This is a genomic window from Acinetobacter sp. 129952, assembly GCF_056642055.1.
On the sequence record NZ_JBWVSU010000003.1, the window covers coordinates 208635 to 224518 of the forward strand.

General features: G+C 46.2%; 14 protein-coding genes. 6 read left to right on the top strand and 8 right to left on the bottom strand.

What is annotated here, in order from left to right:
- Positions 1–235: 235 nt before the first annotated feature.
- Entirely contained in the window at positions 236–2116 is a 1881-nt protein-coding gene (gene parE, locus AC1IR0_RS05285) for a DNA topoisomerase IV subunit B (protein WP_409651434.1), read from the bottom strand.
- Between the two features lies 1 nt (position 2117).
- Entirely contained in the window at positions 2118–2711 is a 594-nt protein-coding gene (locus AC1IR0_RS05290) for a YqiA/YcfP family alpha/beta fold hydrolase (protein WP_409651431.1), read from the bottom strand.
- A gap of 246 nt (positions 2712–2957) precedes the next feature.
- On the opposite strand from AC1IR0_RS05290, the gene AC1IR0_RS05295 reads away from it, so the two are divergent.
- Positions 2958–4289 (top strand): PGAP1-like alpha/beta domain-containing protein, encoded by a 1332-nt coding sequence (locus tag AC1IR0_RS05295; RefSeq protein WP_409651428.1) that lies wholly within the window; start codon positions 2958–2960, stop codon positions 4287–4289.
- Positions 4290–4342: 53 nt separating this feature from the next.
- Here the strand turns inward: AC1IR0_RS05295 and AC1IR0_RS05300 are convergent, their stop codons facing one another.
- Entirely contained in the window at positions 4343–4870 is a 528-nt protein-coding gene (locus tag AC1IR0_RS05300) for a disulfide bond formation protein B (protein WP_004281272.1), read from the bottom strand.
- An 18-nt stretch (positions 4871–4888) separates the two neighbouring features.
- On the bottom strand, positions 4889–6466 hold the full coding sequence (gshA, locus tag AC1IR0_RS05305; RefSeq protein ID WP_409651424.1) for a glutamate--cysteine ligase: 1578 nt from the start codon (positions 6464–6466) through the stop codon (positions 4889–4891).
- A gap of 211 nt (positions 6467–6677) precedes the next feature.
- On the opposite strand from gshA, the gene AC1IR0_RS05310 reads away from it, so the two are divergent.
- Genes AC1IR0_RS05310 through AC1IR0_RS05320 form a run of 3 tightly spaced genes read left to right on the top strand, consistent with a single transcriptional unit; the run spans position 6678 to position 9134 of the window.
- Positions 6678–7217 carry a DUF924 family protein gene (locus AC1IR0_RS05310; protein WP_114540923.1) on the top strand — a complete coding sequence of 180 codons (540 nt, stop codon included), beginning with the start codon at positions 6678–6680 and terminating at the stop codon, positions 7215–7217.
- A gap of 52 nt (positions 7218–7269) precedes the next feature.
- Positions 7270–7821 carry a CC0125/CC1285 family lipoprotein gene (locus AC1IR0_RS05315; protein WP_004647203.1) on the top strand — a complete coding sequence of 184 codons (552 nt, stop codon included), beginning with the start codon at positions 7270–7272 and terminating at the stop codon, positions 7819–7821.
- Positions 7822–7832: 11 nt separating this feature from the next.
- On the top strand, positions 7833–9134 hold the full coding sequence (locus tag AC1IR0_RS05320) for a DUF445 domain-containing protein (protein WP_409651420.1): 1302 nt from the start codon (positions 7833–7835) through the stop codon (positions 9132–9134).
- 81 nt (positions 9135–9215) lie between these two features.
- Here the strand turns inward: AC1IR0_RS05320 and AC1IR0_RS05325 are convergent, their stop codons facing one another.
- A complete protein-coding gene (locus tag AC1IR0_RS05325; RefSeq protein ID WP_004647201.1) occupies positions 9216–9503 on the bottom strand; it encodes a DUF2798 domain-containing protein in 288 nt (95 codons plus the stop codon).
- 258 nt (positions 9504–9761) lie between these two features.
- Here AC1IR0_RS05325 and argS point away from each other — a divergent pair, with 258 nt between their 5' ends.
- Positions 9762–11552 carry an arginine--tRNA ligase gene (gene argS / locus AC1IR0_RS05330; protein ID WP_409651417.1) on the top strand — a complete coding sequence of 597 codons (1791 nt, stop codon included), beginning with the start codon at positions 9762–9764 and terminating at the stop codon, positions 11550–11552.
- A 357-nt stretch (positions 11553–11909) separates the two neighbouring features.
- Entirely contained in the window at positions 11910–12527 is a 618-nt protein-coding gene (locus AC1IR0_RS05335; RefSeq protein ID WP_005245641.1) for an SPOR domain-containing protein, read from the top strand.
- Between the two features lie 187 nt (positions 12528–12714).
- Here AC1IR0_RS05335 and asd read toward each other — a convergent pair whose 3' ends face one another.
- The 3 genes from asd to pncB all read right to left on the bottom strand — a co-directional run bounded on the left by asd (position 12715) and on the right by pncB (position 15801).
- Entirely contained in the window at positions 12715–13566 is an 852-nt protein-coding gene (gene asd, locus AC1IR0_RS05340; protein ID WP_180038132.1) for an archaetidylserine decarboxylase, read from the bottom strand.
- A complete protein-coding gene (locus AC1IR0_RS05345) occupies positions 13563–14411 on the bottom strand; it encodes a sulfurtransferase (RefSeq protein WP_005094948.1) in 849 nt (282 codons plus the stop codon). The genes asd and AC1IR0_RS05345 overlap by 4 nt, the downstream gene beginning before the upstream one ends.
- Before the next feature lie 184 nt (positions 14412–14595).
- A complete protein-coding gene (gene pncB / locus AC1IR0_RS05350) occupies positions 14596–15801 on the bottom strand; it encodes a nicotinate phosphoribosyltransferase (RefSeq protein ID WP_004729084.1) in 1206 nt (401 codons plus the stop codon).
- Positions 15802–15884: the final 83 nt, after the last annotated feature.

Sequence of the window (15884 nt, forward strand, 5' to 3'; positions counted from 1 at the left end):
ATTATTCGTATTATGAATCATGAATTTAGTAATACTAAAAAGAATTAAACCTGTATTTAAATGCTGTATCCGAGCTTAACTCTAAGTAGGTCGCGCAAAGAGCAATGAAAACATAGCAGAAGTGAGATAGAAGATGATGTACAAATAAAGTGCAGCATCTTGAGTAATTTTTGCACTGTTTTAAAACAAAAAAATCCCGCGCTTGCGGGATTTTTTATTGCTTAAATTCGATAGTTTAAACCACCAAATCTGCCAGATTACCTTTTTGTTCTAACCAGTCTTTACGGTCACTGGCACGTTTTTTCGCCAAAAGTTTATCCAATAAACCTGCAGTATGATGAGCATCATCCAGATCTAGTTGCACCAGACGGCGCGTGTTTGGATCAAGTGTGGTTTCACGTAACTGGCTGGCATTCATCTCGCCCAGCCCCTTGAATCGGGTAATTTGCGGATTCTTGGTTTTGCATTTTTTCAGGATGCTATTCAGCTCATCTTCATCCAAAGCGTAGTGCACATCTTTATTGTCATCAATACGGAATAATGGCGGCATCGCTACAAATAAATGCCCTTCCTCGACCAGTGTAGAAAAATGCTTTACAAACAAGGCACACAGCAAAGTGGCAATATGCAGACCATCCGAGTCGGCATCGGCCAGAATACAGATCTTGCCATAACGCAGCTCCGATAAATCATCCGAACCCGGATCAACGCCAATCGCAATCGCGATGTTGTGTACTTCCTGAGATGCTAATACTTCATCAGAAGAGACTTCCCAAGTATTCAGGATCTTGCCACGAATTGGCATAATCGCCTGGAAGTTCTTATCACGCGCCTGCTTGGCCGAACCACCCGCAGAATCCCCTTCCACAATAAACAGTTCTGACTGATCCAGATCATGGCCTACACAGTCAGACAATTTACCCGGCAAGGTTGGACCTGCCACAATCTTTTTACGTTCCACTTTTTTCGCAGCTTTTAAACGGCGACCGGCTTTAGAAATGGCCATTTCTGCCAGTTGCATGGCGATGTCAGAATTCTGGTTCAACCACAGTGCAAAGGCATCTTTGGCAATATTCTGCACAATCCCTGCTGCTTCACGGCTCGATAGACGTTCTTTAGTCTGACCCGAGAACTGCGGCTCCTGAAATTTCAATGATAGGATATAGTTAACTCCGTCCCAGACATCTTCGACAGAGAGTTTCATATTCCGTGGCAGCAAATTCCGCAGTTCACAGAACTCACGCATCGCATCAGTCACGCCTGAACGCAGACCGTTCACATGGGTTCCGCCCTGTGCGGTCGGAATCAGGTTGACATAAGATTCCTGGACGCTTTCTCCGCCTTCGACATTCCAGCAAATCGCAAATTCTGCGCTGGCGCGCTCTGCGTCACCTGTGGCGACAAAAGCCGGTGCCGGAATAATTTCACGGTCTTCCAGCTCGTCCATCAAATAGTCGACCAGACCATTTTCAAACTGCCAGGTAATCTTTTCATCATTGATCTGATCAACATAATTGATCTGTAAACCCGCCGCCAAAACAGCTTTGGCTTTGAGATTATGTTTTAACGCTTTTAAGGCAAATTTAGGCGAATCAAAATATTTGGCTTCAGGCCAGAATTGTACCGTAGTTCCTGATACCCGTTTCGGTGCCTTACCTGCCAGCACTTCAAGCGGTGCAACCGGTTCGCCATTTTCAAAGGCCATTTTATACAGATTGCCCTGACGCTGAACTTCAACCTCTACCCGGGTCGAAAGCGCATTGACCACTGAAATCCCGACGCCATGCAAACCACCGGAAAACTGGTAGTTATCGGTGCTGAACTTACCGCCGGCATGCAGTTTGGTCATGATAATTTCAATACCGCTCTGGCCGTATTCAGGGTGAATATCCACCGGCATCCCACGGCCATTGTCTTCGACTGATAAAGAACCATCTTTATAGACCGTGACGGTAATCTTGTTGGCATGTCCTGCCAGTGCCTCATCGACAGCATTATCAATCACTTCCTGTGCCAAATGGTTGGGACGAGAAGTATCGGTATACATGCCCGGACGACGACGGACCGGATCCAGACCAGATAAAACTTCAAGAGATTGAGCCGTATATTGAGACACGTTATTCGGTTTCCTTTTTTATGCAGTCCAATAAAAACTGTAAGACGAACGGAATTTTTTCCGCAAAATCATCCATCCCGTGACTGCCATGCGCTTCAGTCATCAGTATTGCAGGGGGATACGCAGCACTATAATAACGATGTGCTTCACGATAATCCAAAACTTCATCGCCTTGTTGCAGCAGAACCAGTATTTTGTCTGCATCTTGTGCAACAGGCAGGGCCAATTGCTGGAGTTGTACCAGATCTGCTTCATCTAGACACCATTTCGGATGAACCTGATAAGGCAGTTGCTCATCAAATAGTTCACGAAACAGTTGCCATGGTCGCATTGCCGGATTGATCAGTACAGCAGGCACAGCATGCTGTGCGACCAGATGTGTCGCATAAAATCCGCCGAGACTGCTGCCCAGTAACGCCACATCATGCATCGATTCAATCAGGCCAGAAACATACGCAATGGCAGCCTTCGGTGACATGTTTAAATCGGGTAAATGTACCTGAATTTCAGGATACTTTGCACAGTAATGTTGCAGCAATTTCCCCTTGATCGAGTTCGAATTACTCTTAAAACCATGCAAATAAATGATATTCATGAACTACCAACAAAAAACCCATCAATCATCAAAATTTAATTTAAATAATGTGAAGTACACTACGTTATAAGACCAGTTAATTGCTTAAATTGTCTGACAAAAAAGCTCAAAATCTTCTCTCATTCTCGTTATTTTAAGCTGAGGCCCTCAAAATCAGGAAACTCAACAAGAAAAAGAATTTATACCGCGAAGTTCTTTAAAAAGAAAGATGGCACCACATGCGGCTCATTGAAAGGACAGGATCAGATGCCAAGTTTGACACCGTTACATGAAACCTATTGTCGATGGGATCGAACCCCGCCGAGTCAGGCCGATGTACTGGAAGGTCTGGCGCAGCTGGTAACGATGCGCTTTAACGATGTGATCCAGGAGCTGATCAAGAGTATTCAACGCGAAATTTTAATGAGTATTTTCGGTTTAAGTGAAAATAATTCTGAAAAAATTCAGAATATTCCGTCGATTGTGCGGCTCTATCAAATGTCTTATGACATGCTGTTTCATTACGGCAATACCCTGATTGCCCCTGCTTTGCGCCAGATTATTGAACGCTTTCCTAAACTGCATAATAAACCGCTGACACCTTCCTTGCATTTTCTGGTCAGTGTCTTAAATGGCATTATCGGGGATTATCTGCTGAAATATCAAAACCCTCTAGCCCTGCCGATGGTGATCTATGACCATTATGGCTCGCTGCAAAAAGGTGAGCTAAGCGGTCGTATTACTTTGTTTGTACATGGCTTATGCATGAACCATTTAGACTGGTCAAATCGCAAATATGAAGGCATTGGGGCAAAATTACTGGCGCAGCGCGACCGCAATACCATGCTCTACCTGAATTACAATACTGGACGCCGGATTTCTGCCAATGGTCGCAGTCTGGCGAATACCTTACAGGATCTGGTTGTTCGCAATCCTAGAATTACCAGTATTGACCTGATCGGCCATAGCATGGGTGGACTGGTGTCACGCAGCGCACTGTTCTATGGCAAGCAGAATGTGTATAGCTGGGTCAACATGGTGGAGAAGCTGGTCTGTCTGGGTTCACCGCATCATGGTGCGGTACTGGAACGTTTTGGTTTTAGCTTGCAGGACAAACTCGGACATTTTCCACTGATCCGGTTGCTTGGCCATCTGGTCAATATTCGCAGTAACGGTATTCTGGATTTACGCCATGGCAGCGTCCGGGATGATGACTGGGAGCATAATCCGCTACGGATCGGCTTTATGGACGATCACCGTAAACCTGCCCCAATTCCCTCGCATATCGATACCTATCTGGTCGCCGGTACCATCGAGTTTGAAAACCGAAAAAACAAGACCTTACATGTAATTGGTGATTATCTGGTCAGTATTAAAAGTGCTTTGGGCGAGCATCCCAATCCGCGTTTCCAGCTCAAAGTCCCCGATGCAAACAAGGCGATTTTTTACGGCCTGAACCATTTTGAAATTCAGTATCATCCGCTAGTGGCCGAGCAGGTGGCGCGCTGGTTCTATCCAAGTGTAGAAGATGAAGCCTTTGATCAGATTCATGAATATGTGATGGATCTGGACAGTCTGGAAGGCATAGCCCTGACCTAAACTGAAGCAAATAAAAAAGCCCTCGATTGAGGGCTTTTTTATTAAATACGGAATTAATATTTATCTCTGAGTCGTTTAACCGGTGCCTTTTTATATTTACGCAGTAGTTGCCACAGGCTAATCAGCAATAAAATACTGAAAAAGATCAAAGACCAGACAGGCAAGGATTGACCCAAGAAGGTCCAGTCAATCGCGGCACATTCCCCTGAACCATTTAAGACCTGTTGCAGTACAGACTGCATCGGCAGGGTTTCCAGCCAGTATTCCAGACCGGGACCACAGCTCGGCACCTGATCCGGTGGCAGGTTCTGTAACCAGACATGACGCGCAGCCACGCCCACAGACCACAAAATACTGAGCGAACCCAGCAAGGCATATAGCCGCTTCATGAGATTAGATGCGGGATTATGCAGGAATGCGATCAGTGAGATGATCCCGAGTCCGATTAATCCAACACGCTGAAACACACAGAGCGGACAAGGCGCCAGACCTTGTACATGCTCAAGATATAAGGCAAATGCCATGCCGATGACAGCAGCCAGAAACAACATACCACTCACGAAGCGATAACCCCATTGCATGGTGAATCCTCTTATTTTTTATCGATATTGGGCTAAATAATCAGCAAAAATGACGCTGCTATCTTGCTCGAGTTGCTGTTGCTGCTGCAATGACTTTTTTGACATTTCTTCAAAATAAGCCAGTGTTTCCGGACTGAGCTGATGTTCTTCATAGACACTGCTATGTTGCTGTGCCAGATGTTGGCCAAAATGCCACATCCCGCCCTGTTCACGTGTATCACCTACGACTAAGGCAGACAAGGTGGCATCGACTTCATCAACCCGGATCATCATGGTTTTTAATGCATCGGTATAGAGAGTACTGTCATAGGCCGAATTTAACAGCTTGGCCAAGGGATGCATGCGCTGCAAATGCATAGCACACCAGTCTTCAATCGGATAAGACTGGCCATTTTCCATAATTGCGGCATTTGGCGCACGACCACGGTTCACTACTTCGGCCTGATTCTGCTCAATAATATCCTGTTCATCACTGAGTAGTGCCGGACTATCTTGCAATAAACAGTACAAGGCTAGCACTTCAAGGAAACCGGCCGTATCTTCATTAATGCCAATCGGGCTGTATGGATTGACATCGACTGCGCGCAGCTCGACATAGGCAATCCCACGATTTTCCAGTGCCTGTGACGGGGTTTCACCCGCGAGTGGCACCTGTTTCGGGCGCACTAAGCTGTAATATTCATTTTCGATTTGCAACACATGATCATTGATCTGGATCGGCTGGCCATTGGCATCATCTAGTCCCAGACGACTAAACGGTTTATACGGCGTTTTAACGGCTTTTTGCAGTCCGTCCAGATAGTCCTGCAAATTATTGTAGTGAATACCGAGCTGTTTCTGCGCAGAGTTTTGATAGCCAAAACGTCCCATACGCAGCGCGGTCGCATAAGGCGAATACAAAGTGCCTTTGACCAATGGCAGCAAGAAATGATCACGGCCAGTCATAAAGCACTGGCAGACTGCCGGACTGGCCCCGATCAGGAACATCACCAGTGGGGTCAGACGAATAAAGTTACGGATCAGGCCCATATAGCGATGGCTGCGATAATCCTGCAAGCTCAATGCTTGCAGCGCTTCGTCCTGTTCCTGCTGTTGCAGTGCCTCGAAGAGATGGTCCGGGAAAGACAGGTTGTAATGCACGCCTGAAATCGTCTGCATACGGCGGCCATAACGCACACCTAGACCATGACGATACAAGGTTTTAAACAGACCGATATTCGAGCTGCCATATTGTGCCAGCGGAATGCTGTCATCGCGGCTGTCCAGCATACACGGCATCGACAAAGGCCAGAGCTTTTCATCATTTTCCAGATGACGATGCACAATCGCATGAATATCGCTGAGATAGTCCAGCGCTTTTTTAATACTGTCCTGTGGCGGAGTAATAAACTCCATCAACGCTTCAGAATAGTCCGTGGTGATATGTGGATGAGTCAAGGCTGAACCCAAGGCACGAGGATGCGCTGCCTGTGACAGGAAACCATCACTTTGCATACGCAAGCTTTCACGCTCGATACCACGCAGCATGCCTTTGATGAGTGACGACTCGACCCAGGTCGGTAATACATTTTGGGAAGTCGATTCAGGTTGACTCATTACAATCTCGCTTAAGGGGGCTAAATTATTAAATTAAAATCATCGGTTTAATCAGTATAACGTGATTTCGTGCCGGCATATGACAGGCTGCCTAGTTTTCAGGCAAACCATTGATTTTTAATTTGGCAAATTTTTAACACAAACTTCCTCTATAAGACATGGAAAATTTGTGATTTTATTAACAAATAGATGCTAATGAATTGTAAATATTATGAATTATCAAGATATTTTAGACTTTTGGTTTCATGCGGACAGCCAGCCCTTATGGTTTAGCCAAAGTCATGAATTCGACCAAAGTATTGCGCAGCAGTTCATGAGCACCCATCAGCAGGCAGCCCAGGCTGAACTTTGGGGCTGGCGTAAAACCGCAGAAGGCCGGCTGGCCGAAATTATTGTGCTAGATCAATTTTCACGAAATTTATTCCGTGATTCTCCCCAAGCTTTCGCCCAAGACAGTCTGGCACTGGCCTTGGCTCAGGAAGCCATCAGCCTGAACCTGGATCAACAGCTCAGTCCGGAACAGCGTGCCTTTCTGTATATGCCATTTATGCACAGCGAATCCAAACTGATTCATGAATTCGCCTTAAAACTGTTTCAGCGTCTGGGGAATCCGACCAATCTGGAATTCGAGAAAAAGCACAAGGTCATTATTGACCGCTTTGGACGTTACCCGCACCGAAACCAGATTCTGGGTCGTGACTCGACCGATGAAGAACTTACTTTCCTGACCCAGCCCGATAGCAGTTTTTAAGATTTTTTAAGACCGGCTGTCTGGACTGGATCATTGCATCAGGAGATCGAACATGAAAAACATGCTACTGGGATTGAGTATGATTGCTGCCATCAGCCTGACTGGCTGTGCAACCACACCCTCAAAGCCCTTAACATTTGATCAGTTAGGTCGCTACAGTACCACTCCCCTCAACAGCAACACTTACCGTATCAGCTTTCAGGCCCGTCCCAATATGAGCTTTGGCACAGCTGAAGAAATTACCCTGCTCAAAGCCGCACAGACTACCGTACAAAATGGTTTTCAATTCTTCAGAGTACTGAATGATCCAAGTAACCGCACCCAGCAACCTCCACGGCAAGCCATCGTCTATCCGGCACCAAGCTTTTATCCATACGGCTATTACCGCCGATATCCGGGGTTCTGGCCAGACCCATTCTATGACCGTCCTTATACCGTGACTCTGGATCCTGCCCAAGTGGCCTATACCATTGAATGCTTCAAGGCCAATCAGGCACCTCAAGATGCCTTTGATGCCCGCTTGATTTTACAGTCACTTGGGGCTAAATATGGTTTAAGTCCATCCGGTGCAGTGCTGCAACCGCAACCGGCCAATCCCTCCTGACAGGATGATCTATGCAGACAGAGCGTATCTCCCCGAGCTTACAACGCAGTAAACGTTTTGCGACCATCGCCCTGGTGATCGCCGTACTGACTTGGTTGGCATTGATGGTGGCAGCCAAATTGCTACCTGAATATGTCTGGCTCATTCATATTCTGATGCTCTCGGCAGAAGCGGGTGTGGTCGGTGGTCTTGCGGACTGGTATGCGATTACCGTGCTGTTTCGTAACCCTTTTGGCAGATTGCCCATTCCCAAGTTTTTACGCGACCATACCGAAATCATTCCACGCAACAAGGCCCGTATTGCAGAGTCGATGGGCCGTTTTGTGCAGGAAAATTTTCTTTCTCCGCAAATTGTACAGCGCAGTCTGGACAGTACCGACCTGAGTCTGGCTGCAGGACGCTGGCTGGCCAATCCACAAAACAATGCCCAAGTGACTCAGGTCATTCAACAGACGGTGCCTAAAATTTTTGAATTTGTGGGACAGGAACAGATTGCCGGATTTATCCAGAGCAACAGCGTGCAATGGGTCAAAAATACCCAGATCAATACCCTAGCCAGCGAAATGCTGCATGCCGTTCTGGACAATGATTTCCATCAGGATGTGCTACAGCGTGGACTGGATGTGGTGCATGCCTGGATGACCTCGCATCCTGAACAAACCCGTGAGCTGACCCGTAACCTGTTTAAGGAAATGGGGGTGTGGAAACTGGCCAAAGGCGCCAGCTGGATCGGGATTGATGTGCAGCAACGCAGTATTGATTCCGTGATCGGGCGCGTTGAAGCCATGCTGGCCGATCCAGATCATCCATGGCGACTCAAAATTGAGAACATGGGACATAGTTGGATGTTACAGCTGGCGGATAATGACAGTGAAGCCAGCCAGCGTCTGAATGAAACCAAAGATGCCTTACTGGATAGCCCACAAGTGCTGAATTTTATCAGCGGTGCGGTGGTGATTTTATGTGATGCGATCAAGGCAGACTTGCAAAAACCGGATTCGGGTATTGCGGAAAATCTCAGAATTGCCATTCAACAGGTCGGAGAAAATATCATTTCGAATGCCTCGGTACGTGAGCTGCTGAATAAACGTCTGAGCTCTATCGCGGTTGACCTGAGTGACCAGTACAGTGAAAAAGTGATTCGCTTTATCAGCGAGCGCATTCACGAATGGGATTCAAGCGAGATGATCGACAAGATTGAAAATGAAGTCGGCGGTGACCTGCATATGATCCGGGTCAATGGTGTCGTGGTCGGTGCTTGTATCGGTCTGGTGCTCGGGATTATCCGGGCGGCGGTAGAGCATTTAATTTAAAGCTGATGAAGCTATTTCCTCTTACAGCCCAGCTTTTAAATCGTCAGAGAGCTGCCCCCACCCGATTAAATTTAAAAATGATCACTTGGGTGGCTGAGGTCCGGACATATCGACCAATAGCCCAGTGAATTTGCGTACGAACGGCAATAAGGTCACCACAATCGGAAAGGCAATCGCCCAGGAAATCATCCAGTTATGAAACCAGAGTGCCATAAATCCATCAATCCAGCCGAGATTACGCAGCATATTGATCATGGAAATGATGCCACTCATCAGGCAGGAAAGGATAAAAGGCACAATAATCAATGCCCATTTTGCAGGAAGTTTAGGAATATGACCGATAATGGTCGGACGTTGTGATGCAGCCACGACATGCTCTTTTTACTGTTTTCAGATGACTAATATAAGCCAAATTCTATACGGTGGAGCATTGTTTTTTTCATCTGAATCATTGAGCTTAAACTGGTTTTATTTTCACGGGATTAATCCGTTGATTTTCCCTTTCTTTAGTCAAAAACTTCTAACGAAGTGATCCTCTACTTTTTATTCCCTAGAAATGCTTTTACCTAAACAGCCTGAAATTTGCTATATTTGCTGTTTTTCTGCGATCTCTATTTTCGACTGATTATGAATACGGCAATACAAGCAGCTCTCGATCATGCAGTGCACACTTTACAGGCACAAGGCGTACTCCCATCTGACTGGAACAATACAAGTAATTTGACGCGTACCAAAGACCGAAGCCATGGTGACTTTGCGTCGAATATTGCCATGATCGCGTCGAAAGCTGCGGGTATGAAGCCACGTGATTTAGCGGAAAAAATTCTTGATGCCCTGCCTGAAGTGGCGGATATCAGCAAGGCAGAAATTGCCGGTCCTGGTTTTATTAACTTCTTCCTGAATGCCGACCAGCGCTTTGCAGTCCTCGATCAGATTCAGGCACAACAGGCGACTTATGGTCGTACCCAGGTCAATGCCGACAAACGTATCCAGGTTGAATTCGTGTCTGCCAACCCGACCTCCAGCCTGCATGTGGGTCATGGTCGTGGTGCTGCGTATGGTATGACGGTTGCGAACCTGCTTGAAGCGACCGGTGCAAAAGTCGACCGTGAATACTATGTCAACGATGCTGGCCGTCAAATGGACATTCTGGCGACTTCGACTTATCTGCGCTACCTAGAATTAACGGGTCAGGAACTGGTGTTCCCCAAAAATGCCTACCAAGGCGACTACGTTAAAGAAATCGCGCAAAGCATTATTGACCAGGATGGCGACACCTATGTACGCCCTGTGGCTGACGTGTATAAAGATGTGCCTGAAGATGTGCAATTTGCTGCTGAATTAGATGCTGATGGCAATAAAGTCGTATTGTCTGGTGATAAAGAAAAACACATTGATGGTTTGATCTTTAACTCACAAGCGTTAATTGGCACAGGCTACCGCGTATTCTTGCAAGCCGCGCTTAAAGCGATTCTGGATGATATTAAAGATGACTTGGGCGAGTTCGGTGTAACCTTCAATCAATGGTTCAGCGAAGAATCATTGACAGACAAAATTGAAGAAGCCTTACAGACTTTAGACCAGCGTGGTTTCCTGTATGAACTGGATGGCAACATCTGGTTTAAATCCACTGCATTCGGTGATGAAAAAGACCGTGTCGTAAAACGCCGTAATGGTCAGACCACCTACTTCGCATCTGACATCGCTTATCACCTGAACAAGTTACAACGTGGCTATACCGATATCATCGATATCTGGGGTTCGGATCACCACGGTTATATCGCACGTGTAAAAGCGGCCATTGATGCGTTGGGCTATGACTCGAAAAAATTAACGGTTCTTCTGGTTCAGTTCGTGAGCCTATGGCGTGGCGGCGAGATGGTACAAATGTCATCTCGTTCAGGTCAGTTCGTGACCTTGCGTGATTTGCGTAAAGAAGTCGGCAATGATGCCGCTCGTTTTTACTACGTGATGCGCAAGTCTGAACAGCACATTGATTTTGACCTGGATCTTGCTGTGTCACAAAGCAAGGACAACGCCGTGTATTACATCCAGTATGCACACGCCCGTATCTGTCGTATGTTAGAAAAAGCAGCTTCTACCAATGTTAACTTTGATGCTACAGCGGCACGTAATTTAGCGGCTAAGCTGGAGCTTGATGCTGAAACTGAAATCCTGGCCAAGCTGGCGGCCTATCCAGAAATTCTGGTCCGTGCTGCAAACAGCTATGAGCCGCATCAAATCGGTAACTACCTAAAAGAACTGGCAGCATTATTCCACGGCTGGTACAACGACAATAAAGTACTCGGTGATGATGCTGAATTGACCCAAGCACGCTTATTGTTATCAGTGAACGTGCGTCAGGTACTGCGTAACGGTCTGGAACTGCTTGGCGTATCAGCTCCTGAGAGCATGTAAGCAAAACACTGTTTTGCATGCTCGCAAGGCGAGAGCTAGGCTCGAAGCAGAAATGTAAAGCACTGCTTTTACATTGATGCAAGAAGGTAAATAGTCAAAGCACTGCTTTTGCATTGATGCAAGACAAGAGCTATGCTCGAAGTGAGCATGTAAGCAAAACATTGCCGTTTATCTGCTGAGCAGACATTTTGTAACTTTAGCTATGTGCTTGAAGATACAGATAAATTAAAATTCTGTGTGATTTGTGATCTAGAGGATGACTTTTGTATCCTGATCACATAGGATGAAGTGATAGTAGGGGCATAACTGCTGTTATGCCTTTTCTATATGTCCCGATTAATAAGAGGAAAATCCCAAGTGTTTGGAAAAACGCAACGCGGTGTATCTGAAAGACCGAATAAGCCTAAAAAGCCACTTATTCCAACCTGGCTCGGCACACTCGTGATCATTTTAATCGTGTTAAGTTTTTTGATGGCACTGATGCTCTGGAAGCCATGGGAACCGGTTAAACCGAAAACTCAAACAAGTGCTGAATCTGTCCAAGAAGAAGATACCAACAAAGATTATCGTTTTTATGACCTGTTACCACAACAGCAAGTGACGCCGATTCCTGAACAGGCCGTCCCTGAAAACAAAAATCAGGATACGGTAGTGATTGTAGAAGCACCTCGACCTGAAGTGGCTACACCTGAGGCGACCACAACTGAGCCTGGTTTAGAAGCCAGCGAAGCACCCGTTGCCGCTCCGGCCAGTTATATTCTGCAAGTTCGCAGCTTTGATGATCCAGATCAGGCCGATGCCCGCCGTGCTGAAATTATTCTCAATGGTTTATCTGCCGATGTGGTACGCAGTGTAGAAAATGGCAAAGTCTGGTATCGCGTGGTTTCAGGCCCTTATGATTCTGCAGAAGCCGCGATTATCGCACAGCAAACCTTGCAGAATAGCGGGATCGATTCCATCGTCGTGAAACGATAAATTTCTAGAAATAAAAAAAAGCGCCTGAGGGTGCTTTTTTTTTATTTGGATCTCTCTCTAACCGTGTCCTTAATAGGAGAGGAAATCCCCCTTTTTTAAAGGGGGACTGAGGGGGATTTTTATTTATTCTAAACGAGAAAATATTTAATCCCTCCAACCTCCCTTTAATAAAGGGAGGGTAAAATCTTTAAACTGTATGCCCCAGCGCTTCACCCATATTCACCAAAGAATTGGCCTTGAATACGGCATCCCACTGCATTTTATTTTCTTCGAATAAAATCACTGCTGTTGAACCGAGGTAGAAACGACCCAGTTCTGCCCCTTTTTCCAGGAACAGATCATGCTGATTAAGTTCGATCCGGCCTGAAGGCTTCACTTTGCCGGTTGCCACGGTTTCAATACCCGCCACAATCATCGCACCGACCAATACCACCGCCATACGGCCGATTTCAGTATCAAACAGACAGACCATACGTTCATTGCGTGCAAACAGGCCCGGAATATTTTCTGCGGTCACCTGATTGACCGAGAATAGCTCGCCCGGTACATATAACGTTTCAGTCAAGGTGCCAGCAAATGGCATATGCACCCGATGATAATCACGTGGCGACAAATATACGGTCGCAAATTCACCGTTTTTGAATGGCTCGGCCAGTTGCGGATCAGCAATCAGTGCTTCAACGGTAAATTTCTGGCCTTTGGCCTGAAACACATCGCCATTTTCAATTTTACCCAGCTGGGAAATCGCACCATCTGCAGGCGAAACAATGCTCGTAGCATCTGGATCAACTGCACGGATACCTTCTTTTAGGGCACGGGTAAAAAATTCATTAAATGATTTGAATTTCAGGGCATTGGCCTGTTCAGCAATCGACATATCAATACCATACTGCGCCTTAAAGGCAGTAATTGCAGCAGTTTTGATAATCGGGTTTTCGCTGGCGGCAATTTTACCCACCACCCGAGACAAGCGATGTTGCGGTACTAATCGTTGAGCTTTAATAAAAAACTGTTGTTTTAAACGTGATTTGATGCTCAAGATGGCAGCTCCCCTGTAGCGATTGGACTATCGAGGCGGTTGCCCCATTCACTCCACGCACCATCATAGGCTCGAATTTTCCAGCCCAGTAAACGACCCAGAATATAGGCCAAACCTGAGCGGTGATGGGACTGGCAGTACACCACAACGGGTTGATTCAAATCAAAGCCCAGTTGTTCCAGACGCTGCTGAGTACGTGGTAAAGGCTGTAATTTTAAATGATTTTCGCGATTAAGGGCAGTACTCCATTCAAAATGACGTGCTCCCGGAATGTGACCGCCGCGTCGAGCCGCTAAACGTAGGCCAGTATATTCATCTTGCGTGCGGCAATCCCAAATTTGAACCTGTTGATTTTCAACCTGTTGGCGCAGTTCATCATAGCCAATCTGAAAATTCGCCTGATGCTCGAGATTAACCTGCAATACGTTCTTCACTGGTGCAAACTGCTCCTGACTGGAAGAAGTCGGCAAACCAGCACCGAGCCAGGCATGAATCCCGCCATTCAACAGACTGGTATTTTCAAAACCCAGACAATGTAGGTTCCAGAGCAAACGCCCTGCCCATGCCCCGCCCTCATCATCATAAGCCACCACATGATGCTCAGGAGAAATATTCAGATAATCAATGAGAGCCTGCAAGCCTTCGGTATCCGGTAACAGTCCCATCGCCGTTTCTTCCTGACGCACCAGAAGTTTAGGCTTTAAATGCAAGGCATGCGGAATATGCAGCTGCTCATACACAGAGGCACGGCTCAGGTCGACAATACGAAGTTTTTCATGGCCCAAATAGGGAACTAAATCTTCTGCCTCAATCAGCAGGCCAAAATTAAAAGCTGCAGCGGTCATCGTTATCATGGCTATTATTGGTCAAATCCTGTTGATCTTAGCACAGCTGGTTTTTACACTGATGTGCTTTCTTTGCAGATGATTAGCAAGATTTTAGCTAAACCCTGGTGTTAAATAAGCTTGCATAAAAAAACCGCCTCTATATAGAAACGGTTCTTAAAAATTATGAATTGTTCAAACTGACTTAAGCAGGTTCATTGATCTCAAAAACCTGACGCAAATAGGCCAAGAACGTATCATTATCGGTCATGGTTTTGCCCGGACTATCCGAGATTTTGGCTACTGACTGACGGTTACATTCCACCAGTTTCAGCACAATATTGAGTGGGGTTTGCCCCATATCATTGGTCAGATTGGTGCCAATGCCGAAACTGACCTGAAAACGGTCTTTAAAGTACTGATGCAATTTCCAGGCTTTTTCCAGATTCAGGCCATCACTAAAGGTCAGCATCTTAGTTTTGCTGTCTATTTTCAGCTTTTTGTAGTGTGCATAGGCCTTGTCACCCCATTCATAAGGGTCGCCACTATCATGACGCAAGCCATCAAACAGTTTGGCAAAGTACAGGTCAAAGTCACGCAAGAACGCATCCATCCCGACTACATCGGTCAAGGCAATGCCCAAGTCACCACGATATTCCTGTACCCAGCTTTCCAGTGCAGATTTCTGGAAATTACGTAAACGTACGTCCAGCGCCTGAAAAGCTTGCAGGAATTCATGCGCCATGGTGCCAATCGGGGTAATTCCCAGCTCTTTGGCTAACAGTACATTACTGGTCCCACGGAACACATGCGGTGCGGCTTTGTGAAATTCTTCGACCACATGCTTTTGCCAATCGAAACTGTAACGGCGACGCGTACCAAAATCTGACACCAAAAATGGTGGATCATTGGGGTTTTGCGCAGCATCATACTGTTTTAATAGCTCGATTTTGGCTTTTAAACGGTGTTCGCCTTCAGCCAACACTTCAGGCGTGCGAATGCGGCTGAAATACAGTTCATTGACAATCGCCAGTACGAAGATCTCGAACATCATCGCCTGAACCATCGGGCCTTCCACCACAATATCCAGACGGCCTTGACTGTCGATACTGGCCTTGATGAAACGGCGCTTGAGCTGGAACAGTTCCAGATAATCCACAAAATCGCTTTTGATAAAACGTAAGCTTCTTAAATATTGCAGTTCATCTTCTTTGAATTTGAGCTGACACAGCAGGTCCAGTTGATGATTGAGATCATCCAGAATATCCGTCAGTGGATAGACTGTATCTTCCAGATTACGACAACGGAAATGGTAGACACTATGCGTTTGCGGAAACTTGTGTAAGACCACTTGTAACATGGTGAATTTGTACAAGTCAGTATCTAACAGAGAATGGATAATTGGAGCCATAACTAAGGGAATATCGCTGTGCTTATCTCTGCATTAAAGCATAAAAAGTCGTGCAATAATGCAGGATTTACGTACAGCCAGGA

Coding starts and splice junctions, on each gene's coding strand:
- AC1IR0_RS05290 (WP_409651431.1), bottom strand. CDS start 2,711: ATGAATATCATTTATTTGCATGGTTTTAAGAGTAATTCGAACTCGATC.
- AC1IR0_RS05295 (WP_409651428.1), top strand. CDS start 2,958: ATGCCAAGTTTGACACCGTTACATGAAACCTATTGTCGATGGGATCGA.
- AC1IR0_RS05300 (WP_004281272.1), bottom strand. CDS start 4,870: ATGCAATGGGGTTATCGCTTCGTGAGTGGTATGTTGTTTCTGGCTGCT.
- gshA (WP_409651424.1), bottom strand. CDS start 6,466: ATGAGTCAACCTGAATCGACTTCCCAAAATGTATTACCGACCTGGGTC.
- AC1IR0_RS05310 (WP_114540923.1), top strand. CDS start 6,678: ATGAATTATCAAGATATTTTAGACTTTTGGTTTCATGCGGACAGCCAG.
- AC1IR0_RS05315 (WP_004647203.1), top strand. CDS start 7,270: ATGAAAAACATGCTACTGGGATTGAGTATGATTGCTGCCATCAGCCTG.
- AC1IR0_RS05320 (WP_409651420.1), top strand. CDS start 7,833: ATGCAGACAGAGCGTATCTCCCCGAGCTTACAACGCAGTAAACGTTTT.
- argS (WP_409651417.1), top strand. CDS start 9,762: ATGAATACGGCAATACAAGCAGCTCTCGATCATGCAGTGCACACTTTA.
- AC1IR0_RS05345 (WP_005094948.1), bottom strand. CDS start 14,411: ATGACCGCTGCAGCTTTTAATTTTGGCCTGCTGATTGAGGCAGAAGAT.
- pncB (WP_004729084.1), bottom strand. CDS start 15,801: ATGGCTCCAATTATCCATTCTCTGTTAGATACTGACTTGTACAAATTC.